Source organism: Arcanobacterium buesumense (genome assembly GCF_012563545.1).
Lineage (GTDB): Bacteria > Actinomycetota > Actinomycetes > Actinomycetales > Actinomycetaceae > Arcanobacterium > Arcanobacterium buesumense.
Genome location: NZ_CP050804.1, coordinates 43,662 through 64,726, shown reverse-complemented (window position 1 = coordinate 64,726; position 21,065 = coordinate 43,662). Strand labels below are relative to the sequence as shown.

Here is a 21,065-nt window from a genome sequence, read left to right as displayed (position 1 = left end):
AAAATGTTGTGTGCGCCGAAGCTAAGCTTCGGCGCACACCCATTAGCCAGTGTTTTTAGTAGGTATTATTCTTCTCGCTGGAATGACATGGTTGCAGAGTATGTTTGCTCCGATGGCCAGCGAGTGGTGATTACTTTCGACTTGGTGTAGAAGTTAACTCCTTCTGGGCCGTGGATATGGTGGTCACCGAGCAGGGATTCTTTCCATCCGCCGAAGGAGTAGTATGCTACTGGGGTTGGAATTGGAACATTTACGCCAACCATTCCGGCTTCAACGTCTAATTGGAACCGGCGGGCCATTCCACCATCGTTGGTGAATATGGCAGAACCATTTCCAAATGGTTGGGCGTTAACTATTCCGATTGCTTCTTCATAGCTATCGACGTCATTGATGGTCAAGACTGGGCCGAAGATTTCTTCGTTATACACGGCCATATCGTAGGTAACATCGGTGATAATCGTCGGACCAACAAAATGTCCGTTTTCATATCCGGGAACGTTGATGTTTCGTCCGTCTAGAACAATCGTGGCTCCGTGATTTTCTGCGTCTGTAATGAGTTTGACGATGCGCTCTTTGGCTGCCTTGCTAATGACTGGTCCCATCTGTACACCTTCGTCAAGTCCCATGCCGACTCGAATTTTTTCGGCGTGCTCTTTGACTTTCATCGCAAGCTTGTCACCGATACCACCGACGGCGATAACTGCCGGAAGTGCCATGCATCGTTCACCGGCTGCACCGAAAGCGGCTGCCGAGATATGTTGGGCAACGAAGTCTAAGTCTGCATCGGGTAGGACGATTGCATGATTGTTGGCTCCGCCGAGTGCTTGTACTCGCTTGCCGTATTTAGTTCCAGTTTCTTGAATAATGTGTGCTACTGGCGTTGATCCAACGAAGGAGATTGCATCGATTCCGGGGTGTTTGAGGATGTCGGTGACGAGGTCGCGCGTTCCGGCCACTACGTTAAACAGTCCGTCTGGAAGTCCGGCTTCTTGATAAAGTCGGGCAATGATGAGTGAGGCAGTAGGTGTTGGGGTTGCTGGTTTGAGGATAAAAGCATTTCCTGTTGCTAGGGCGATTGGGTGCATCCACATGGGAACCATGACGGGAAAGTTAAATGGGCAAATTCCGGCAACAACGCCAACAGGTTGGTGAATTGTGTGGACGTCTACCCCGCGTGAGACGTCGAAAGAGTATTCTCCTTTGAGTGCGGCATTGATTGAACAAGCGAAGTCTAGTGTTTCGCGTCCTCGTTGAATCTCACCTATGGCGTCAGAATAATCTTTTCCGTGTTCTTCGACGATGGCGCGGGCAATTTCGTCTTGGTGGTCTAATACAAGTTGCCGCATCTTAAACATGATTTCAACACGTTTTGCTAGCGATGTCTGAGCCCATTTTTTCTGTGCTTTTCGCGCGATTTCCACTGCGTAGTCAAGATCTTGCTCAGTAGCTAACGCAACAGAACGGATTATCTCGCCAGTGGCTGGATTTTCTATCTCAGCATAGTTCTCTGAGTTTGCGCTATATGGCTTTCCGTCTATCCAGTGTTTGATAATTTCCATGACATCTCCTTTGATTGCCGAACATTCAATACAAATATATCACAATATTGTAACTTGTTAGGACATTTAACCTAGTCTCTTATTGCTAATAGGTAAGGGGCTCGTGGTTTTCCACGGGCCCCTTACCTATTAGGAGAAGAATCAGTGACTAAAGCTTAAAAATAGTGCCGTTGATGCTTCACTCCTTCGCGGTATTCTTGGTAAGCTCGCTGAGTCGATTCAAGACGTGACACTTGTGCAACCGGCACATCCCAATAGGATGACGACGGCGGGTTCGGACCATACAAATCCGTCTCAATATAGATCATTACTGCAGTGGTCATCTGCGTAGCTTGACGATACGCTTCCTTAAATTCATCAATGGAGGAAACCCGCAGAACTGTGAGACCCCAAGACTCTGCATTCTTTGCAATATCAACCGGGATAAGCTCACCTTCTTGGTTGTGCGGATTGCCGCCACCCATGCGGTATCGAGTACCAAAACGTTGCGATCCCCGCGACTCAGAAAGCGCACCAATGGAAGCAAACCCATGATTTTCCAGAAGAACATAAATGACCTTCAGGCCTTCTTGTGCTACCGTTGCTAATTCCATTGGAAGCATCTGATAAGTTCCATCGCCAACAATGGAAACAACTTCAGAATCTGGACATGCCATCTTGACACCCATACCAGCAGGTATCTCATATCCCATCGTTGAGAAAGCATATTCGACGTGATACTGCGATGGGGTTTTTGCTTGCCACAAGGCCTGCAAATCACCAGGCATCGAACCGGCAGCATTGATCAGCACGTCAGTATCCTTCATCATCTCATTAAGAGCACCGAATACCTCAATCTGCGCAGGAAGTGGACCATGCCCCAGATGATATAGCTCATCCACAATCTTCAGCCACGCCTGGCGTTCGTCAGCAACACGCTTCTCATACTCTGCTGAAACATGATAGTCGCTCAACAGATCAGTTAATCCGCGCAATGCTTCACGAGCATCTGCGACAACCATTTCGGCACCATTCTTCACCGCATCAAATGGTTTGACATTAATGTTTACAAACTTAACGTCTGGATTCTTAAACTGGGTTCGCGATGCCGTAGTGAAATCTGAGTAGCGGGTACCGATACCAATAATGAGATCTGCTTCATCAGCCAAATGATTTGCCGAATCACCACCAGTTGACCCAACACCACCAACGGCTTGCGGATGATCGCAGTTAATAGCACCTTTGCCAGCTTGGGTATCTGCTACCGGAATTCCAGTGACTCGGGCAAACTCTCGCAATTCTTCGGAAGCCTTCGAATAAATTACGCCACCGCCGGCAATCACCATCGGAGCCTTCGCACACCGAATTAATTCAGCAGCCCGTTCGAGCTGGGAGACTTCTGCCGGAGGACGACGAATATGCCAGACACGTTTCGCAAATGCCTCCTTAGGGAAGTCAAACGCTTCAGCTTGAACATCTTGTGGCATCGCGATAGTTACCGCACCAGTATCTGCCGGATCGGTCAGGGCACGCATTGCTTGCATCAAGGATGGAAGCAACTGTTCTGGCCGATTAATCCGATCAAAGAACACCGATACCGGCCGGAATGCATCATTTACTGAGGTATCAAGAGTCTGCGCATTTTCGATCTGTTGTAGAACTGGGTCTGGTACCCGAGTAGCAAACTGATCGGAAGGGAACAGCAGAACCGGTAGCCGATTTGTCGTTGCTAACGCAGCACCCGTGACCATGTTAAGTGCACCAGGGCCAATCGACGAGGTACACATCAACGTTTGGGTACGATTCTTCGCTTTGGCATATGCCGCGGCTGCATTGACCATACCCTGCTCATTTCGCGGCATGTAGTATGGCATCGAACCACCGTCAGGTTGTGGATCAATTTCGTTCTGTAATAATGCTTGCCCTAGACCAGCAACATTTCCATGTCCGAAAATACCGAAAGCACCAGCGATGAGACGTTCCTCAACACCATCAGCTTCTACGTATTGATTAACTAAAAATCGGATCGTTGCTTGGCCTACTGTTAATCGCACAGTGTTCGTCATAGCTTCTCCTTTGTTAAAGGCATGAATGGTAATCGCGGATCGACGTCGTCGCCTTCCCAGGCTTGACGTTGCCAAGTATGGACTGGATCGTCAGTCATCATCCATACTGAATCTTCTGCAGGCCCGGCCATAACATTGAGATAGTACATGTCATGTCCCGGGGCTGCGACGGACGGACCATGATATCCGTATGGGACGACGACGGTGTCACCCGAACGAACTTCCGTACAAACATCAATATTCTTTCCAGGTGAAGAGTACACCCGCTGAAGGCCAAAGCCGTCCGTTGCCCGGCCTGGGCCTCCTGGCCGTAATTCAAAATAGTAGATCTCTTCTAAGATCCGTTCTTCAGCTGAATGTTCATCGTGCTTATGCGGCGGATAGGAAGACCAATTTCCACCTGGCGTAAGAACTTCCGTAACAAGAAGATGCGAGGTTTCGACGTCGTTCCCTAACGCATAATTATTTACTTGCCGAGAACATACTCCGGCGCCTCTGATGCCTGAATTGACTTCGCTTGCCGGGCAGTATCGTATTGGTAGATCTTTTGTCGCTTTTGCACCCGGAAGTGCAAAGCGGCCAGATTTTGTTGCCGTCAACGTCAAAGTTGTCTGACGTGGAATGTATATGTAGTCAGTAACCGCGGTAAATACTGAATCGCGTCCAGCTAGCGAATACTTCTTCTCGCCACTTTCCACATCTACTCTTCCAACTAATGGAAGAACAAGGATTTCCTCGTCACCAGTTTCATATGTCATTGTTTCGCCCTGGTTAAGCTGGGCGATCCGCAAACTGGAAAACTCCCATCCAGCCTTTTCAGGAGTAATATACGTATCAAATTTTCCATTCGCCGTACTTCCAGCGGGAAGAACATATTTATTGTTGTCGCTCATAGTAACTCCACTGCATTGTCAACTGCCGTTTGAACATCTCCATCAGGAGGGAAAAGAAGGGAACGGCCAATAACCAGACCGCACACATTTGGTAAAGCCACTGCTTTAGCCCAACTATTCAATGTATTTTCCGGATCCTTTGAAACTTCGCCTCCTAAAATCAGCGATGGCAACGTCGTGCTTTCCATAACCCGTTCCATGTCTGAAACACATGGTAGTTTGAGCCAGGTGTATGCACTCGTCTCTCCTAGTGCTGAGGCAATAGTAATTGACTTGATAACAGCGTCCGGAGTTAAATCGTTGACGATTTTGCCATCTTTCCATCGGGAAATAAATGGTTCGACCATCGCGATTTTCTTCCGTATCGATAGGCTGTTAATTGCTTGTGCGGTAGCAGCTAGGGTGCGTGGGGTGCTTGGATCCTCAAAACAGATTCTTGTCAAAGTCTTTCCGCCGTCTAAATTGCTCTCGGCAATTGCTTCTGGCGTATAGCATCCAAATCGATCATCTATTTCAAAGGTGGCTCCTTGGAGACCTGTACGATTCATTGAGCCGAAAACAAGCTTATTTTCAAGGGCGCCTAAAAGCGTTAGATCTTCAACTAAATCAGCGGTTCCCAGAAAACCATCCACTCCCGGACGCGAAAGTGCAGCAACGCATCGTTCCAGTAGCTCGGTTCGATTCGCCATTGACATCGGATCGCGACCAGCACCTAAAGCGCCTCGAGCCGCGTGGTCACATGCGATTATCATGATCTTGCGGCCATCTTTAGGTAATGTTCCCGGCGCACGTGAAGCTAATCTTTTTGCTATTTCTTGTGGATAGTGGAGTCTAATTTCCGGAATATCTTGTATCCGAACCATCATATTTCCTTTACTATTGGTGCCGTTTCACTGCGCTGAACCATGAGCTTACGAACCTCATCTTCTGAAGGCATTGCAGTGGAGCACTCTAACCGTGAAGAGACGATGGCTCCCGATGTTGAGGCGAAATGAATTGCGGTAGGAATATCCCAACCGGAAATCAACGCGTGCACTAGTGCGCCACCGAAAGCGTCCCCGGCACCTAATCCATTGAGTGTGTCTACTTTTGTTACTGGAACTTCAATCCGTAAATCTCGGGTTTTGGCAAGCGTACCTTTAGGTCCTTGCTTAACAATGGCTAACTGAACGCCGCACTCTAGTAGCGCATCGGCTGCCCTGTCTGGTTCTGTTTCCCCAACGGCTACTCGACATTCCTCTTTGTTACCTACAGCAACGTTGACGTACTCAAGTAAGGAGCCGATCTCTCGTTGCGCTACTTCTTCGCTTTCCCAGAACATTGGGCGGTAGTCGAGGTCGGCAACCGTCCAGCCAGAAACATCTTTGCGTGCTCGCAAAGCTTCCCAGTGGGCAGATCGGGAAGGCTCATCTGATAGCCCAGTGCCGGAAACTAAGAACACTTTGGCATGTTTAACTACATCAATAGGAACGTCACTAGGACGCAGTTGAAGATCTGGAGCAGAAGGCTCTCGATAAAAATAAAGCGGGAATGTATCTGGGGGGAAAATTTCACAGAAAGTCACTGGTGTCTTATAGTTCTTGGTGGTAATCACGAACTGATCAGATACCCCTAGTCGGCACATTTCCTTGCGAACGAATTTCCCAAAGGGATCATCGCCAACTCCGGTAATAACTGCTGCTGTGTGCCCCATCCGTGCTGCTGCTACAGCAACATTTGTTGGCGAGCCACCAAGAAATTTTCCGAATGTTTCAACATCTTCTAATCCCAACCCGGACTGAAGAGGATATATATCTACTCCGGATCGCCCCATGGTAATTACTTCGGGATATTGAATTTCACGCGCCATTGCGGATTCCTTTCTCACGTACTTCACATTTTTAATCAGGAAGACCGCATATGTCAAGTCATTATCCTAACATAAATGTTACAAATATAGATTTTTCCTTTAGAAATCAGTATTTTACATAAAATGGGTTAAGCTTTACATAATATATATTTATAGCCAAGGAGATCCCCATGTCAGATAATGCAAAGGATGCGCATCTCGATACGCCCTACAGTCTAGATATTGTACTTGATAGAAATTCAGCCGAGCCTCTTTATCAACAGATCCTCACCCCTATCTCTCAGCTCATTAAAAACGGGACTCTTGCCCCCAATCAACTACTCGAAGATGAAATCTCGATGGCTAAGAGACTCAATATCTCCCGCCCAACAGCGCGCCGCGCACTTCAAGAGCTGGTCGATTCTGGACTCCTTATTCGCCGTCGTGGCGTTGGAACACGAGTCACTCCTTCTCATGTCCATCGGCAACTTGCATTAACATCTCTCAATGATGATCTTGTCAAAGCCGGACACGCCACCCGCACCGAAGTCCTCAAATACCAGATTCACCTTGCCACCCCAGAGGAAGTCGAATTCCTTAACTGCGAACCAGACGAGGAACTAGTAACCATTCAACGACTACGGTGGATTGACGATCATCCGTTAGCAATTTTGAACAACACAATCCCAAGCCGCATAGCCCCTTCACTAACTGAGCTGTCCCGCTGTGGGCTTTACGAATCTTTTGGGCACAAAGGCATCGTCCCAGTGTCGGCAACGCAGACTTTAGGTGCAAAGAATGCTAACAAACTCGAAGCTGACATGCTCCAAATAGAGCCTCACACTGCCTTATTCACCATGCAAAGAACAGCATACGATACGCAGGGAAAGGTTATTGAGCACGGAAATCATGTTTATGACTCACAGCAGTACAAGATGACATTTCCACTTGTTAACTCCATAAACTAGGCAAGTTTCCACACTTCTCCGCTACCTACATGCTCCGTTATCATAAATTCAATATGACATGACCAAACAAAGCCTTGACATAACCGCTCCATGTCAGTAACGTATATCTCACACGAGATGTCACCAACGAGGGTGACTATGAGTTGACTCATTTTGCGTGACCTACGTTAAGTAGTTTAGGAGCAACCTATGTCAGATATTAAATACACACCAGGTCCATTATTAACTGCTACCAGAGCTTTCGATACAGTTCTGTGGAATGATTCTTCTGATCTTGAAGAACTGCGCACGTCAATTTCCTACGGTGGCGTAGGAGCTACCTGTAACCCTGTTATCGCATACACAACCATTGCGAAGCATCCAGAAATTTGGACTGATCGTATTCGGAAAATTGCTGCCGATCACCCCACCTGGGGAGAATCTCAGATCGGCTGGCAAGCTGTGATGGATATGTCAGTTGAGGCAGCTAAGTTACTAGAGCCGACATTCGAGAAGACCAACGGTCACGATGGCCGCCTCTCGGTGCAAACAGATCCTCGTTTGCATCGCGATGCTCACGCTCTAGCGGATCAAGCAGAGTTGTTCCACAACCTCGCCAAGAATATTATTGTCAAAATTCCAGCAACAAAAACTGGTATCGAAGCAATCGAGGTGGCAACAGAACGTGGCGTCTCTATTAATGTCACAGTTTCCTTCTCTGTTCCGCAAGCAGTTGAAGCCGCCGCGGCAATACAACGAGGACTCGAAAAGCGCGAAGCAGCCGGACACGATGTATCCCAGATGAGCCCAGTGGTCACCATCATGGTTGGCCGCCTAGATGATTGGCTCAAGCATGTGGTTAAGCGAGACAAGATCTTCCTTGACCCCTCAGCACTAGAATGGGCCGGAGTCGCTGCTGTCAAACGCGCATACAAGATCTTCAATGAACGCGGATATCGCGCGCGCGTTCTGGTTGCTGCTTTCCGTAATGTACTTCAGTGGAGTGAGTTCCAAGGTGGCGATCTCGTCGTCTCCCCACCTTTCTCCTGGCAAAAGCTCATCAATGATTCTGACTACGAACCAGTTGAGAAGATGAGCCAAGAAGTAGCCGAGCACTACCTCACGCAGCTACGCCGAATTCCTGATTTCAACCGCGCTTATGAGCCGGATGGAATGTCACTCGAAGAATTTGAAACGTTTGGTCCAACAGTCCGTACGTTACGACAATTCCTCAACGCTGATAATGATCTCGATATTCTCATCCGAGACATCCTCATTCCAGCACAGTAATTTCTACAATCTCTATCCCTTACAAAGACGTTAGGAAAAAATCATGATTCGAATCGGACTAGTTGGTGCTGGCCGTATTGCTCAAGTCCATGCTCGTACTGTCGAAGCACACCCAACTGCAGAATTAACATTTATCGCAGATCCGATGGAAGCTGCCGTCAAACCTCTGGCGGAGAAATATGGCGTACGCTATTCACTCAATCCAGATGACGTGTTTACTGATTCCGAAGTTGACGCGGTAATTATCTGTTCGCCAACACCACTCCACGTCGAGCATATTCTCAAAGCTGCCAAAGCAGGTAAACCTGCGCTATGTGAAAAGCCAGTTGCTATGGAGACAGCCAAAGTTGAAGAACTTATGGAATCTCTCAAGGGCCTGGACTACACCACGATGATCGGCTTCAATCGTCGCTTCGATCCAACATTCGCTCGGATGCATAAGATGGTTGAAGACGGTGTTGTCGGCAAGGTAGAGCAGGTGACAATCATTTCTCGTGACCCGGCCGCTCCGCCAAAAGAATACATTGCCGTCTCTGGTGGCATCTTCAAAGATATGACTATCCACGACTTCGATACTGCACGTTTCTTCTTAGGAGATATCGTTTCAGTTTATGCTGTGGGACAAAACTTGGATCCCGAACTAGCCGATACCGGCGATTTCGACGGAGCAGTTATTACCCTCACCAACTCCGAAGGCGCGATAGCAACAATCACTAACTCTCGGCACTGTTCATCTGGATACGACCAGCGTTTAGAAGTTTTCGGTGATAAGGCAACGATCAACGGAGACAATTTGCGCTCCACCCAAGTTCGCGTGTCAAACGGTGAGCATACTGACGCTAAGGATGTTTACCTCGACTTCTTCTTGGAGAGGTATGAAGAAGCATATGCTCACGAACTGAACGAGTTCTTCGCCGCGATTTCAGAAAATCGTAAGCCTGCTACGTCTATTGAAGATGGAGCTAAAGCTCTGCGCATCGCAGAAGCTGCTGAAGAGTCTGCTCGAACAGGAAAAATCGTTTACCTGTAATACCAACCAAAACCATATATAAGGCATGTCCTTGACAAAATTCAAAGGAGAATTTGATATGAAAATTGCCGGAGCACCTATTAGCTGGGGAGTATGCGAAGTTCCAAACTGGGGTTATCAGCTATCTCCAGAGCGCGTACTTACGGAAATGAAAGAGATGGGTCTAACTGCCACCGAGTTTGGTCCACAAGGTTGGCTCCCACAAGAGCCACAAGCACGAGCAGAAGCAGTATCTGGATACGGTCTTGAGCCAGTCGGATCTTTCTTTTTGGCAATCATGCACGATCCTGATCTAGACCCGATGCCTGCAGTAGAGCGGGAACTAGATGCTTTCGAAGTTGCTGGCGGAACTAATCTGATTCTTGCTGCCGACTCAGGACAAGATGGGTATGACTCTCGTCCGGTGTTGGATGAGGTCGGCTGGAACACCCTATTTACCAACCTATCGCGGATTACCGAAGTTGCTGCGGCACGCGGAGTAACAGCGTCTTTGCATCCTCACTGGGGAACAATGGTACAAAATCTCGACGAAGTCGAACGCGTTCTAGATAACTCGCAAGTTGGTCTTTGCCTTGATACTGGACACCTCGCATGTGGCGGTGCTGATGTTGTAGAGCTTGTGAAGAAGTATGCCGATCGAGTCAAGATCGTACACGCAAAGGACATTCACAAAGACATGACCGACCAACTTCTGCCAGGCACCCTTACCTGGGGCCAGGGAGTTAAAGCTGGTATGTTCGCGCCAATCGGCGAAGGAGATATTGACTTCACTGCTATTGTTGCTGAGCTGGATAAGGTTGGGTTTGACGGCTACTACGTTCTAGAACAGGACATTATGATCGACGGCGAGCCGGCGCCTGGCGAAGGTCCGGTACTCGATGCACGTAAGTCATTCGAAGCCCTACGTGCTCTAGCACACTGAGCTACATACACATCATCCCCCTCGGACACTAGGAAGCTTTTCCTATAGGTTGGGTGATTTGTTTCGTCAGTAGCTCCAATGGAGGGAGAATCTGAGATTCTCCCTCCATTTTTATGCCGAGAAACCACCCTCTGAATATGTTAGTCACAAATGCGGAGGGTGAGCTAACAAACATGATTATTTCTTGAACGCAATAACCTCGTCAACTAAACTAAAAGAGGCGCTGGGATGGAAAGTTTCAGAAAAACTATTCAGGCCTGACAATTGTACATCTGACGACAGGAAGCAGTATTTAACGATTCATCGTTCCACATTGGCAACACTGCAATATGTAACTATCACTAATATTGTCGCAATCACAATAAACGCCCAGGTTTTCACAATGACGCAAATGACGCAGGAGAAGGAAATGACAGCATTATTCACACAAACACCAATTCAATCAACTGACATCTCGATCGAGTTGATCCCCTTTACCGATGAGCCAACCCTAAAAAATACCCCTAATCTCAACACGATTCCGGCAGTTCTCGTTCTTATCATGCTCTTCGCTACAGTGGTACTTGGCACTGCTACAAGCACTCCATTCATCGCATGTGCCGCAGGTATTACCGCTGCACTAGTAACATCTGTCTTTGCTTTCTTGGATCTATATATCCGGTTACATCAGAACTGATCTCAAGACATATAGTTGTGCCCCTAGTCCTTTGACTAGGGGCACAACTATATATCGCTACTTACTTGGAGTACTTTTACTTGGAGTACCTTTCCTCCATGTAAACTTCGATTTCTTCTAGTGATTTACCTGATGTCTCTGGCATAATCTTCCACAGCACAATTGCAATGATCAGGTTAAGAACACCATATATTGTGTATGTTATACCGCCACCGAAGCTATTCATCATATCTGGGAATGTCCATGTAATAGTTGCGTTAACTATCCACATACAGAAAACTGCAGTTCCATTCATAACTCCACGTACTGAAGCTGGGAACATTTCACCCAACATCGTCCAGACAACAGTTCCATTAGAAGACTGTACAACAAGCATGAAGAATGCCATTGTCCCAAGAATTGCATAGGCTGCCCAAGCCGGTGGAATCTCACCAGCATCCATATAAGGAGCGATAGCAAAGTGGAAAATTCCCGCGATAGTCAACAACGAGACACCTACCAAGCTGACGTCCCAAATCAAGATGTTGCGTCGAGTAAATTTAGTAATCAAAATAAGACCAATGCTTGCCCCAATAACAGACGTCACACCATTAGCCACCTGTGCAGTAATAGCAGCCGAAGTCCCCATTCCAGCGTAACCAAGAACCTTTGGCGCATAATACATAACCGTATTAACACCCGTTGTCTGGTTGACTATCGCCAAGAAAATACCCACTAGCAACAACTTACGCAACCATGGTGTTCGCCACACTTCGCGTAATCCTTTATCCCGAGAATAAGCAAGATCCTTTTGCCTATTTTCCACCATCTCGTATATTTCTTCAGTCACAGCACGATCTGATTCACCTTCACGAACTCTCTTCAACGAACCAATAGCGGCGTATACATCAGTACGCAAGACGTACCACCGTGACGATTCCGGCATAAAATGCATACCTAGCCACAGCAAAACGGCAGGAACGGAACATAGAACAATCATCCACCGCCAAGCGGCACCATTTCCACTGCCCTCTTGAATTGTCAACTGCATGGCGAAGTCACGGATAATATTCATATCAGTCGAATGTGTCACCTGCTCAATCATTTTCTGGAGTGACTCCCAAGTGTATGCTCCGGCCGCAATTTGTCCGGTAGGATCTGCTGTCACAGTCAACTGTGGACCACCATGCATGGAATTAATGGCAGCATTCATCGAAAATGCAAGAAGTTGTCCGGTAACAATCATTAACTGATCGAGGGCAACAATTGTTCCTCTAATTCTCTTAGGAGCAGTTTCAGCGAGATAAACCGGAACTGTAGCCGAAGCTCCACCAACTGCTAAACCAAGAATTAACCGGAATGGATACATTACCCAAACGTTAGGCGCAAAAGTGTTTCCAATTGCGCCGATGAAAAAGAGAATCGCTAGAACAATAATGTTGTACCGACGGCCATAACGGTCAGACAACCGTCCGCCTAACAACGCACCAAAAGCAGCACCAATTGTTAGAATGCCACCAATTGCGCCTTCTTCCGTCGTCGTCAATCCCAAGCCACCAGCGCCTGACGGCATGTGCATATATGGAAGCGCACCCGAGATGACACCGGTATCATAACCAAATAGCAAGGAACCTAAAGTTGCAATTCCTGCAATAGCAATTATTCCTCTATGCTTGCCAGACGGAGGAGTCTCCTTGACCATGCCGTGCAACTCATTTTTAGTTAGTCCCTGTATCGGGACGTGTTTTCTTTGTTGATTAACCATCAGATCTCCTTTGGTGATGGTAAAGCGGTAATTCAGTTAGTTCCCACATTGCAACTACGATATAACCGCACTTAACTGTATTTTTATATCGGGAAATCACCCGCTATATGTTGTCTTTCCAACTACTCGTGCAACTTCATGCCAGCAACCATCTGCCGCTGACTGTACAACTGCTTCATCAACTTCTGCTGCTGACCATCCGTCAGCAACTGATGGCCCAATCTGTCGTCCAGATAAAACACCGTCTAAAAACTTAAAACACTCAACCGCCTTCATGTCATCGAATCCCATCGATGTTCCAGCACCTGGTTGGAAACGAGAAAAATGAGGATAGTGCGGGCTTGCCAATGAGCGAACATACCCATGAACGCCGTTATCTTCACGGCCCAAGCAGACCTCAAGTTCATTCATTGTTTCAAAATTCCAGCGAACAGAACCATTTGTCCCATAAACTTCAAGAACATATTCCGCCCGTGGTCCAACTGCAACTCTACTCGACTCAACTGTTCCAACCACGCCATTATCAGTCTTGATTAACGTGGCAACATAGTCTTCATTTTCCACATCGTGGAGTTCATCGGAAACTTCCCAACCCGAGTGCCCTACACCTGCTTTAGTTGGGATTGGCCGCTTATCAATAAAAGTTCCGGTCAAGGCCGAAACATAACTGATCCGGTCTTGCAGTACATACTGGATAAGATCTGCGCCATGACTCATAAGATCGCCGATCACACCAGCCCCAGCTCGCGCACGATCATACCGCCAAGTGTATGGTCCCTCTGGCGCAGAAGCATAGTCAGCAATCAGCCAGCATCTCACATTTGTAATTTTGCCTAACTTACCTTCGCCAATAAGTTTCCTTGTCTCTTCCACTGCAGGAGTATGGCGATAATTAAATCCAACCGAGGTAACGAGCTGTGCCTCATGAGCAGCTTGCGCAATTTCCGCAGATTGCTTACTTGAAACACCCATCGGCTTTTCAATCCAAAACGGTTTCCCGGCAGCACATGCGGCTAACGCAATTTCATGATGTAGATAATTAGGAGAACAAATTGAGACTACATCAACCTCGGGATCATTAATGACATCATTATAATCTTCAACAGCTTTTTCAAAACCGAGAGAATGACGTGCAAAATCCCTGTTTTCCGCTACTGGGTCGCACATTGAAACCAGTCGAATGTCTGCATCCAACTCTGGATAACGTTCAGCCATAGATTTGTAACTACGTGTATGCAAGCGTCCCATCCAACCAAGAGATATTACGCCCACTCCAATGGTTTTCTTACCCATATTACTAATCTTCCTATGCACGCTTTATCACAAGCAAACTTTCCCTCATAGCGTCATTGCCACTGAGTTAATAGGATTAATTGTATGCTTATTTACGAATATTGTCTATAACATTAACCAAACAAATATCTAATTGTTAAGCAGAATAAGTGTTATATGTAAGTTAAACTCCGCCATAGCTAATACATAGCCTGCTTAACGGGGTCACAACCCGATATTCTTTGCGCAATCACAAAGACATGTCAACAACTGCGCGACCTTGAATCTTACCCTGCGAAAGTAACTTGTAACCTTCGCCGGCTTCTTCTAATGAGAACTTTCTGGTCACAATATGCCGGTAATCAATGTATCCTTGTGAAGCCATCTTCACTACTGTCGGCAAATCCTGTCGGGTACGAGCACCATACGATCCCAAAATTGATTGCGAACGCCGAACCGTCCGGTTAATCTCCACCGCAGCAGTCTGAACACCTGCTCCCAACCCAATTGGCACCATACGCCCACCATCACGAAGAGCATCAAGCGCAGACTTCCATGTTTCTGGCCGCCCCAGAGCTTCGAAAGCAACATCCACACCACGACCATTGGTAAGGGCAAACACTTCTTCCCGAACATCTTGCTTCATCGAATTAACAACATCAGTCGCACCTAATTTACGGGCCGCCTCAAGTTTTTCATCATCGACATCTATCGCAATGATTTGCGCCGCACCGAAGGCTTTAGCTACCTGAATGATATTCGAGCCAATACCCCCAGTAGCCACAACAGCAATAGTTTCGCCATATTGCAGATTTGCGCCACGACGCACTGCCCCATACCCGGTAAGTGCTGCACACCCCAGAATTGAACCTGCCACCATATCCATTCCGTCTTCAAGCACAGTCACCGAGGTCGAAGGAATAACACAGTACTCAGATAAAGCTCCCATAGAATACATCGCAATTGGTTCATCGTCGAGACCGAAAAGCCGTGTCTGACCATCGTAAAGTTGGCCTTTAATGCGGTTCATATCAAAAAACAACACACACAAGTCATCTCGTCCCTGTGCGCAATATTCACACTTGCCACACGGCATCAAAAATGCTCCAGCAACATTTTGCCCAACACGAAGACCAGTCTGATCATTACCAGGACCGACTTCAACAATCTGCCCCGTTACCTCATGTCCCAAGACACATGGCATTGGAAAAGCAATCTTTCCACCAATAACATGGAGATCTGAATGACACATTCCACAAGCAGTCACCTTAATAAGGACTTCACCATCACGTGGTCGTGGAGTTTTAATTGTTTCGACCTGTAACCCAATAGCCGGATCACGTAAAACAGCGGCCCGCATCGTTGCGGATATTTGTACAGACATAATGCCCTCCGTTGGAATATTAATCTGAACTAATTGCTTATTACAGCGATTTCAGTCTAACTATAGAGCGTACTCTATTTCCACCTTTCGTTGGAATTACTGAATAAAATACAGTAGCGAAAAGCGTTCCCCTATCACTCTAACAATGCAATATTTGTTACATACAAATAGTATTATATTTTCATGAGTATTTCTACAACCGGCTTATGCTTGCTTATTATTGGTAGCTTTTTTGTTGGCTTATCAAAAACAGCTTTACCTGGCTTAACCACACTTTCAGTCGTTATTTTTGCAGTGATACTTCCACCAAAGGAATCAACAGCAGCCCTACTGATCCTGCTGTTAGTTGGTGACGTCTTCGCTATCAAAACCTGGTACAAATATGCCGATTGGGTGATATTACGGAAGCTCATTTCCGGAGTGCTGATCGGGGTAGCGATAGGAGCAGTTTTCCTTACTGTTGTCCCGGGAAACGTTCTTCGTCAATATATCGGGATTATGTTAATCTCACTAACACTTATGTCAGTCTTATCTAGCTTTTATAACACCAAGAAATTTACTAACCATATGACCTCACCCATCGCCCGTTGGTTCTACGGCTCGCTCGCTGGGTTCACCACAATGACTGCAAATTCCGGCGGACCAGTGACGTCCTTGTACTTCCTTGCCTCCGGTTATCCTATAGCACAGTTTTTGGGAACTCAGGCATGGTTCTTTTTCCTCGTAAATCTCACGAAATTGCCCTTTACCATCGGACTGGGGCTTCTCACCGTACCGATATTAAGCATTCTTCCCTACTTAATTCCTTTTGTTATTATCGGTGCTCTACTAGGCAGAAAAATTATCACCTATTTCAGTCAGAGAGTCTTTAATCAAAGCATCATTATTCTGACGCTTATTTCTTCAGTTTACTTAGTTGTTTAAGCATATCTGCAGCTAATGGGTGTGTGCCGAAGCTCAGCTTCGGCGCACACCCATTAGCCAGAGTTTTTAATGAAGCACTAAGGATTACTTGTCTTCCGTAAGAACAGTCTGAGCACACTTGGTTGTGTGCTCCACAAGAACATCTTCAACACCTTCTGGAAGGTCGGCTAGTTCAAGCTTTCCGTTATCAATGATTTTCGCTAATTCTTCAAGTTGCTTATCGCTGAGTTCATCACCGACTCCATCAGCTAAACAGTGTCCGTACTTCTCAACTTGGTCATCATCCATAACGCCTTCTGGAACGTTTGCGACGGACTCATTGTAGAATTCATCCTTAAACGCTTGCCGATCGACGCCTTGGGAACATCCAGCTAGGCCAGCGATGGAAAATGCTAGTACACATGCTCCAGCAATAAACTTCTTCATATTTCTCCTCTAATGCCGGAGCTTTTACCCAGAGTCTAAGCATGCACCAGCACAGTTTTTATTAGGTATTAGGTTTTAATTGGCAGGCTAATACGCTACCACCTGATTATGAGGGATTAATTATCTCCCATAAGAATCTTCTGAGCGCAACCATTAGAAACCTTCATAACGGTATCTTCCACGCCTTCTGGAAGATCACCTGCTTCGATTTTGTCCTTATCTAGGGCTTTGCTGAAGTCTTGAATTTGCTCGTCACTGATTTCGTCAAATATTCCATCAACTAAACAATGACCGAACTCTTCAATCTTTTCGTCACTCAATTCACCAGAAGGCACTTCTTCAATAAATTTGGTGTAGAACTTTTCCTTAACAGCTTCTTTATCCACGCCTTGAGAACATCCAGCCAATCCGGCAATGGAAAACGCTAGCACACATGCTCCAGCAACAAGCTTCTTCATATTTCTCCTCTAATGCCGGAACGTTACCCAGAGTCTAAGCATGCACCAACACCGTTTTAAGTTTGACAGTATTTCAAATTCACACTATCACAAAATCAGATAAGTCAGTCTTTCCACCTAGCTTAACTAAACCGTTTTTGTTAAGCTTTCATTAGCGGATAGAATACAGCTACGCGTTCTATCTACTGACGGTAAAACCGTTTATATGACAAGGAAGTCTTATGATCACCGATGAAACCACCCAAGCCTGGCTCGCCCAAGAGTTCGATGCATTAGTCGATTTCGCTCGCAGATCACGTTGTGAGCATGGTTTTTCTACTCTCGACGCCAATGGCGAAGCTGATCGGGCTACCGGTCTTCAGTTATGGATCAATTGCCGAATGACGCACGTTTTTTGCCTTGCAACGTTAGCGGGTGACGAATCAGCCCGTGCCTACGCCCAGCACGGCATTGACTGCTTGCGTCACCATTTTTACGACTCACAGCACGGTGGCTTTTTCACAACATTGCGTTATGACACTAACGAACCTCTCGGGGACGACGGCGAACGTAAGGCAGCCTACGCGCACGCCTTCGTTCTGCTCGCTGCCAGTTCCGGCATCCAGGCAGGCTTAACCGGCGCACGAGAGCTCTACGATCTTGCGCTAACTGCGCACGAAACCTATTTTTGGGAGCCTGAATATGGGTTGGCTCGTGAATCGTGGAACCGTGATTTTACTGAAACTGAAGACTATCGTGGTGCTAACGCTAATATGCACACATTGGAAGCTTCGTTAGCTGCTTGGGACGCCACATCAGACGTACGTTGGCTAGAAAAGTCGGCGTCGATTCTCTCTTTTGTGTTGGGTGAAGCTGAAAAGATCGGCTGGCGTATTCCAGAACATTTCGATTCATCATGGCAGCTCCTTCCGGATTTTAATCGAGATCAACCAGCGGATCCGTTCCGTCCTTTTGGCTTAACTCCGGGCCACGGTATTGAATGGGCACGGTTAGCTCTGCATTTTTGGGCTGCTATTAATCGTCTTGCTGGCGATATTGCTCCTGAGTTACAAGAATTTGTTGAGCGCCTTCCGCAAGCTGCTTATTCGTTGTTTACGACGGCGTTGGCTGATGGCTGGGACGCCGATGATGCTCCGGGAATTGTTTATACAACAGACTTTGATGGCAAGCCAGTGGTTCATGAACGGATGCATTGGACAGTGTGTGAGGGCTTGGGAGCTGCGGCGGCTTTCGCTACTTATGCCGAACATGCAGGTGATAGTGATCTCCGTGCTGACATGCAGCTATGGTTTGATACATTCCTCGACTACGCCAAGGAATACCTTATTGAGTCTCCCGGCCGGTGGATTCACGAACTTGATCGTACCAATACCCCATCAGGTATTACCTGGCCAGGAAAACCAGACGTGTACCATGCCGCTCAGTGCGTGCTTATGCCGGAATTAGGGTTAACCCCATGCTTTGCTGGTGCCTTGTCTGAGGCCAATCAAAATTAAGGCCTCCCCAACAGCCATTAACAGCTACCACTAACGTCTGTTACTAGCGTCTTATAACCTCAACTCTGTGGCCACCGTGGGTCCATCCCACGGTGGCCACAGAGCTAGAGTTCTTCGAATCGAGGCGGATTGGCACCAGCGCGCGAGACGGTAATATCAGCAACCCGCGCCGCGAATACTGCAATCTCTCGCATGGTTTCTCGATCAAGTTCGGCAATTTTATTCCTATTCCCAGTCAACCCACAGTTAGCTAACTGATAGACGAGTGCGCCCATGAAGGAATCTCCCGCACCTACCGTATCCACAACTTTCACCTGCGGATCTGCCGGCACATGAACATGCTCGCCGGCAGCGTTGACCGCAATAACACCATCTTTTCCGGCAGTCACGGCTACCAACAGTGGCCCATGCCCAGATGTGCGTCCTTGCTCAATCCAGGTACGTGCCAGCTCAATAGCGTCAGTTTGGCTCAACGCCTCACGTTCAAACATATAGCCGAGATCTTCGTCGGAACATTTAACTACATCGGCCTGCGCTATCAAGCTCAGCACTTGTTCTCGCACTGTCGCCATATCGTCAATGAGTGCAGGTCGAATATTTGGATCGTAACTAATCGTGGCATGCTCCCGTGCACTCGACACAATCCGCGCCACGTCTTGGGCGCCCGGGTTAATAAAAGCAGCGATAGAACCGGTATGAATATGATCAACGTCCTGAAGATCAGGCTCATATCCGTGTAAATCCCACGTCATATCGAAGGTATAGGTACTAGCACCGTGTTCGTCTAAGGTAGCAACGGCGGTGGCGGTGCGTTCTGTTTCTACTACGGTGGTGGCAACGTCGTCGGCTACTAGCCATTGGCGAACTGTATTTCCGCGGGCATCCTTGCCAATCATCGTCAATAGGTGGGAAGGAAGACCAAGCCGACTCACGCCGATGGCAACATTTGCCGGACTTCCGCCAGGATGTTCTTCACTGCTTCCATCTGTGCATTTGATGATGTCGATAACTGCTTCGCCAACAATAAGGATGCTCATGGCGTTCTTCCTTTTAGCTAGAGGGTTTTACTGGGGTATATGTTTATGTGTCGATTCGCGAACAATAAGTTGCGCTGGTTCTTGTTTTTCTGTGCGTGGGGTGGCACCGTTGAGAACTTCGAGTAGCAATGTGGCAGCGCGACGTCCAATGCCTGCCGGTTCTCGATTGATAACGGTAATTGATGGCGTAACAATTCGGCATAGCGGGGAGTCTTCACACGAACAGATCAGTACGTCCTCACCAACGTCTTTTCCGGCATCACGTAACGCATTGAAACCACCAAGGGTGAGGATTTCGTTGTCGAAAATAATGGCATCTGGTTCGGTTTGCGCCCCCAGGAGTTCCGCAATCGCGTTGCGACCTGCTTCTTCGGTTGCATTTGTTCCACTTGCAATAACGGCAGTCATGCCATGCTTTTGCGCATAGTTTTCGAGGGCTCGGATACGTTCTTGGGTGTGAATAAGGCTTGGTATACCAGTAACATATCCGATAGTTCGAGCGCCTTGGGCGGATAAGTGATCGGCAAGTGTTGTCACGATTGCTGCTTCGTCACCGATAATTGACGCCGTGTCTGGGACATCATTTCCGACGACGACGGCGGGTAGCCCAATTTCGTTGAGAATCTCGATTCGCGGATCGCCGTCAATCGGATCAACGACGATGACGCCGTCAACTCGTCCTTGTGCCCACCACGTGCGATATGTGGCTATTTCTGCTTCTAGGTCCGGCCCGGTATGGAATACGAGATCGTAATTGTATGCGGTGAGGGTTTCTTGTAAGCCAATAATAAAGTTGAAGAAGAATCGCTCAGCTGTATAGGAATCTGGTTGGCGGGCGATAAAAAGTCCTACGGCGTCTGCTTTCGCTAGGGAAAGAGATTGGGCGCGAGAGTTAGGAACCCAATCCATTTTGTTTGCGATGTCAAGGATGCGTTCGCGGGTTTGTTCAGAGATACCTGGGCGGTTATTGAGGGCGAAGGATACGGCTGTGATAGAGACTCCAGCTTCTTGGGCAATATCCTTGATTGTTTTCCTACTCATAACCCACCTTTTGGCTTTCTAACACGGTTTTACGACTTCCTCTATCATAGTATTATCAGGCTTAAACATCAGCGTTTTCCTTATTAGGTCAAA

Annotated in this window: 19 protein-coding genes; 7 read left to right on the top strand and 12 right to left on the bottom strand. The window is 47.3% G+C overall.

What is annotated here, in order from left to right; all coding sequences use genetic code 11:
• Positions 1-65 precede the first annotated feature (65 nt).
• The 5 genes from HC352_RS00270 to iolC all read right to left on the bottom strand — a co-directional run bounded on the left by HC352_RS00270 (position 66) and on the right by iolC (position 6,346).
• On the bottom strand, positions 66-1,559 hold the full coding sequence (locus HC352_RS00270) for a CoA-acylating methylmalonate-semialdehyde dehydrogenase (RefSeq protein WP_168917045.1): 1,494 nt from the start codon (positions 1,557-1,559) through the stop codon (positions 66-68).
• A gap of 155 nt (positions 1,560-1,714) precedes the next feature.
• The gene (gene iolD, locus HC352_RS00265) at positions 1,715-3,604 is read right to left on the bottom strand and encodes a 3D-(3,5/4)-trihydroxycyclohexane-1,2-dione acylhydrolase (decyclizing) (protein WP_168917044.1); all 1,890 of its coding nucleotides are present in this window, start codon (positions 3,602-3,604) and stop codon (positions 1,715-1,717) included.
• Entirely contained in the window at positions 3,601-4,497 is an 897-nt protein-coding gene (gene iolB, locus HC352_RS00260) for a 5-deoxy-glucuronate isomerase (RefSeq protein WP_168917043.1), read from the bottom strand. The genes iolD and iolB overlap by 4 nt, the downstream gene beginning before the upstream one ends.
• Complete coding sequence (locus HC352_RS00255; RefSeq protein ID WP_168918539.1) at positions 4,494-5,360, bottom strand: Cgl0159 family (beta/alpha)8-fold protein; 867 nt, start codon at positions 5,358-5,360, stop codon at positions 4,494-4,496. Before HC352_RS00255 ends, iolB begins: the two co-directional genes overlap by 4 nt.
• The gene (gene iolC, locus HC352_RS00250) at positions 5,360-6,346 is read right to left on the bottom strand and encodes a 5-dehydro-2-deoxygluconokinase (protein WP_168917042.1); all 987 of its coding nucleotides are present in this window, start codon (positions 6,344-6,346) and stop codon (positions 5,360-5,362) included. Before iolC ends, HC352_RS00255 begins: the two co-directional genes overlap by 1 nt.
• Before the next feature lie 170 nt (positions 6,347-6,516).
• On the opposite strand from iolC, the gene HC352_RS00245 reads away from it, so the two are divergent.
• From HC352_RS00245 to HC352_RS00225, 5 genes are all read left to right on the top strand, one after another.
• Complete coding sequence (locus tag HC352_RS00245; RefSeq protein ID WP_168917041.1) at positions 6,517-7,293, top strand: GntR family transcriptional regulator; 777 nt, start codon at positions 6,517-6,519, stop codon at positions 7,291-7,293.
• A gap of 189 nt (positions 7,294-7,482) precedes the next feature.
• The gene (locus tag HC352_RS00240; protein ID WP_168917040.1) at positions 7,483-8,562 is read left to right on the top strand and encodes a transaldolase family protein; all 1,080 of its coding nucleotides are present in this window, start codon (positions 7,483-7,485) and stop codon (positions 8,560-8,562) included.
• A gap of 43 nt (positions 8,563-8,605) precedes the next feature.
• The gene (gene iolG / locus HC352_RS00235; protein ID WP_168917039.1) at positions 8,606-9,592 is read left to right on the top strand and encodes an inositol 2-dehydrogenase; all 987 of its coding nucleotides are present in this window, start codon (positions 8,606-8,608) and stop codon (positions 9,590-9,592) included.
• A 25-nt stretch (positions 9,593-9,617) separates the two neighbouring features.
• The gene (locus HC352_RS00230) at positions 9,618-10,514 is read left to right on the top strand and encodes a sugar phosphate isomerase/epimerase family protein (RefSeq protein ID WP_440130162.1); all 897 of its coding nucleotides are present in this window, start codon (positions 9,618-9,620) and stop codon (positions 10,512-10,514) included.
• A gap of 409 nt (positions 10,515-10,923) precedes the next feature.
• Positions 10,924-11,190, top strand: coding sequence for a hypothetical protein (locus HC352_RS00225; RefSeq protein WP_168917037.1), 267 nt, complete (start codon positions 10,924-10,926; stop codon positions 11,188-11,190).
• A 76-nt stretch (positions 11,191-11,266) separates the two neighbouring features.
• On the opposite strand, the gene HC352_RS00220 is transcribed toward HC352_RS00225, so the two are convergent.
• The 3 genes from HC352_RS00220 to HC352_RS00210 form a co-directional block, all read right to left on the bottom strand.
• Positions 11,267-12,934: an MFS transporter gene (locus HC352_RS00220; RefSeq protein WP_168917036.1), complete on the bottom strand. Its 1,668-nt coding sequence runs from the start codon at positions 12,932-12,934 to the stop codon at positions 11,267-11,269.
• 96 nt (positions 12,935-13,030) lie between these two features.
• A complete protein-coding gene (locus HC352_RS00215; protein WP_168917035.1) occupies positions 13,031-14,227 on the bottom strand; it encodes a Gfo/Idh/MocA family protein in 1,197 nt (398 codons plus the stop codon).
• A 229-nt stretch (positions 14,228-14,456) separates the two neighbouring features.
• Positions 14,457-15,590, bottom strand: coding sequence for a zinc-binding dehydrogenase (locus HC352_RS00210; RefSeq protein WP_211080676.1), 1,134 nt, complete (start codon positions 15,588-15,590; stop codon positions 14,457-14,459).
• 183 nt (positions 15,591-15,773) lie between these two features.
• On the opposite strand from HC352_RS00210, the gene HC352_RS00205 reads away from it, so the two are divergent.
• A complete protein-coding gene (locus tag HC352_RS00205; RefSeq protein WP_168917034.1) occupies positions 15,774-16,514 on the top strand; it encodes a sulfite exporter TauE/SafE family protein in 741 nt (246 codons plus the stop codon).
• An 84-nt stretch (positions 16,515-16,598) separates the two neighbouring features.
• Here the strand turns inward: HC352_RS00205 and HC352_RS00200 are convergent, their stop codons facing one another.
• Together HC352_RS00200 and HC352_RS00195 are read right to left on the bottom strand one after the other, a co-directional pair.
• Positions 16,599-16,940, bottom strand: coding sequence for a hypothetical protein (locus HC352_RS00200; protein WP_168917033.1), 342 nt, complete (start codon positions 16,938-16,940; stop codon positions 16,599-16,601).
• Positions 16,941-17,056: 116 nt separating this feature from the next.
• The gene (locus HC352_RS00195; RefSeq protein WP_168917032.1) at positions 17,057-17,398 is read right to left on the bottom strand and encodes a hypothetical protein; all 342 of its coding nucleotides are present in this window, start codon (positions 17,396-17,398) and stop codon (positions 17,057-17,059) included.
• Positions 17,399-17,619: 221 nt separating this feature from the next.
• On the opposite strand from HC352_RS00195, the gene HC352_RS00190 reads away from it, so the two are divergent.
• The gene (locus HC352_RS00190; protein ID WP_168917031.1) at positions 17,620-18,894 is read left to right on the top strand and encodes an AGE family epimerase/isomerase; all 1,275 of its coding nucleotides are present in this window, start codon (positions 17,620-17,622) and stop codon (positions 18,892-18,894) included.
• A gap of 104 nt (positions 18,895-18,998) precedes the next feature.
• On the opposite strand, the gene HC352_RS00185 is transcribed toward HC352_RS00190, so the two are convergent.
• Together HC352_RS00185 and HC352_RS00180 are read right to left on the bottom strand one after the other, a co-directional pair.
• Positions 18,999-19,931 (bottom strand): carbohydrate kinase family protein, encoded by a 933-nt coding sequence (locus HC352_RS00185; protein WP_168917030.1) that lies wholly within the window; start codon positions 19,929-19,931, stop codon positions 18,999-19,001.
• Between the two features lie 27 nt (positions 19,932-19,958).
• Positions 19,959-20,972: a LacI family DNA-binding transcriptional regulator gene (locus tag HC352_RS00180; protein WP_168917029.1), complete on the bottom strand. Its 1,014-nt coding sequence runs from the start codon at positions 20,970-20,972 to the stop codon at positions 19,959-19,961.
• Between the last annotated feature and the right edge of the window lie 93 nt (positions 20,973-21,065).

What these genes read in the sequence shown, in the direction of transcription:
- HC352_RS00270 (WP_168917045.1), bottom strand. Translation starts at nt 1,559, where the DNA reads ATGGAAATTATCAAACACTGGATAGACGGAAAGCCATATAGCGCAAAC.
- iolD (WP_168917044.1), bottom strand. Translation starts at nt 3,604, where the DNA reads ATGACGAACACTGTGCGATTAACAGTAGGCCAAGCAACGATCCGATTT.
- iolB (WP_168917043.1), bottom strand. Translation starts at nt 4,497, where the DNA reads ATGAGCGACAACAATAAATATGTTCTTCCCGCTGGAAGTACGGCGAAT.
- HC352_RS00255 (WP_168918539.1), bottom strand. Translation starts at nt 5,360, where the DNA reads ATGGTTCGGATACAAGATATTCCGGAAATTAGACTCCACTATCCACAA.
- iolC (WP_168917042.1), bottom strand. Translation starts at nt 6,346, where the DNA reads ATGGCGCGTGAAATTCAATATCCCGAAGTAATTACCATGGGGCGATCC.
- HC352_RS00245 (WP_168917041.1), top strand. Translation starts at nt 6,517, where the DNA reads ATGTCAGATAATGCAAAGGATGCGCATCTCGATACGCCCTACAGTCTA.
- HC352_RS00240 (WP_168917040.1), top strand. Translation starts at nt 7,483, where the DNA reads ATGTCAGATATTAAATACACACCAGGTCCATTATTAACTGCTACCAGA.
- iolG (WP_168917039.1), top strand. Translation starts at nt 8,606, where the DNA reads ATGATTCGAATCGGACTAGTTGGTGCTGGCCGTATTGCTCAAGTCCAT.
- HC352_RS00230 (WP_440130162.1), top strand. Translation starts at nt 9,618, where the DNA reads ATGTCCTTGACAAAATTCAAAGGAGAATTTGATATGAAAATTGCCGGA.
- HC352_RS00225 (WP_168917037.1), top strand. Translation starts at nt 10,924, where the DNA reads ATGACAGCATTATTCACACAAACACCAATTCAATCAACTGACATCTCG.
- HC352_RS00220 (WP_168917036.1), bottom strand. Translation starts at nt 12,934, where the DNA reads ATGGTTAATCAACAAAGAAAACACGTCCCGATACAGGGACTAACTAAA.
- HC352_RS00215 (WP_168917035.1), bottom strand. Translation starts at nt 14,227, where the DNA reads ATGGGTAAGAAAACCATTGGAGTGGGCGTAATATCTCTTGGTTGGATG.
- HC352_RS00210 (WP_211080676.1), bottom strand. Translation starts at nt 15,590, where the DNA reads ATGTCTGTACAAATATCCGCAACGATGCGGGCCGCTGTTTTACGTGAT.
- HC352_RS00205 (WP_168917034.1), top strand. Translation starts at nt 15,774, where the DNA reads ATGAGTATTTCTACAACCGGCTTATGCTTGCTTATTATTGGTAGCTTT.
- HC352_RS00200 (WP_168917033.1), bottom strand. Translation starts at nt 16,940, where the DNA reads ATGAAGAAGTTTATTGCTGGAGCATGTGTACTAGCATTTTCCATCGCT.
- HC352_RS00195 (WP_168917032.1), bottom strand. Translation starts at nt 17,398, where the DNA reads ATGAAGAAGCTTGTTGCTGGAGCATGTGTGCTAGCGTTTTCCATTGCC.
- HC352_RS00190 (WP_168917031.1), top strand. Translation starts at nt 17,620, where the DNA reads ATGATCACCGATGAAACCACCCAAGCCTGGCTCGCCCAAGAGTTCGAT.
- HC352_RS00185 (WP_168917030.1), bottom strand. Translation starts at nt 19,931, where the DNA reads ATGAGCATCCTTATTGTTGGCGAAGCAGTTATCGACATCATCAAATGC.
- HC352_RS00180 (WP_168917029.1), bottom strand. Translation starts at nt 20,972, where the DNA reads ATGAGTAGGAAAACAATCAAGGATATTGCCCAAGAAGCTGGAGTCTCT.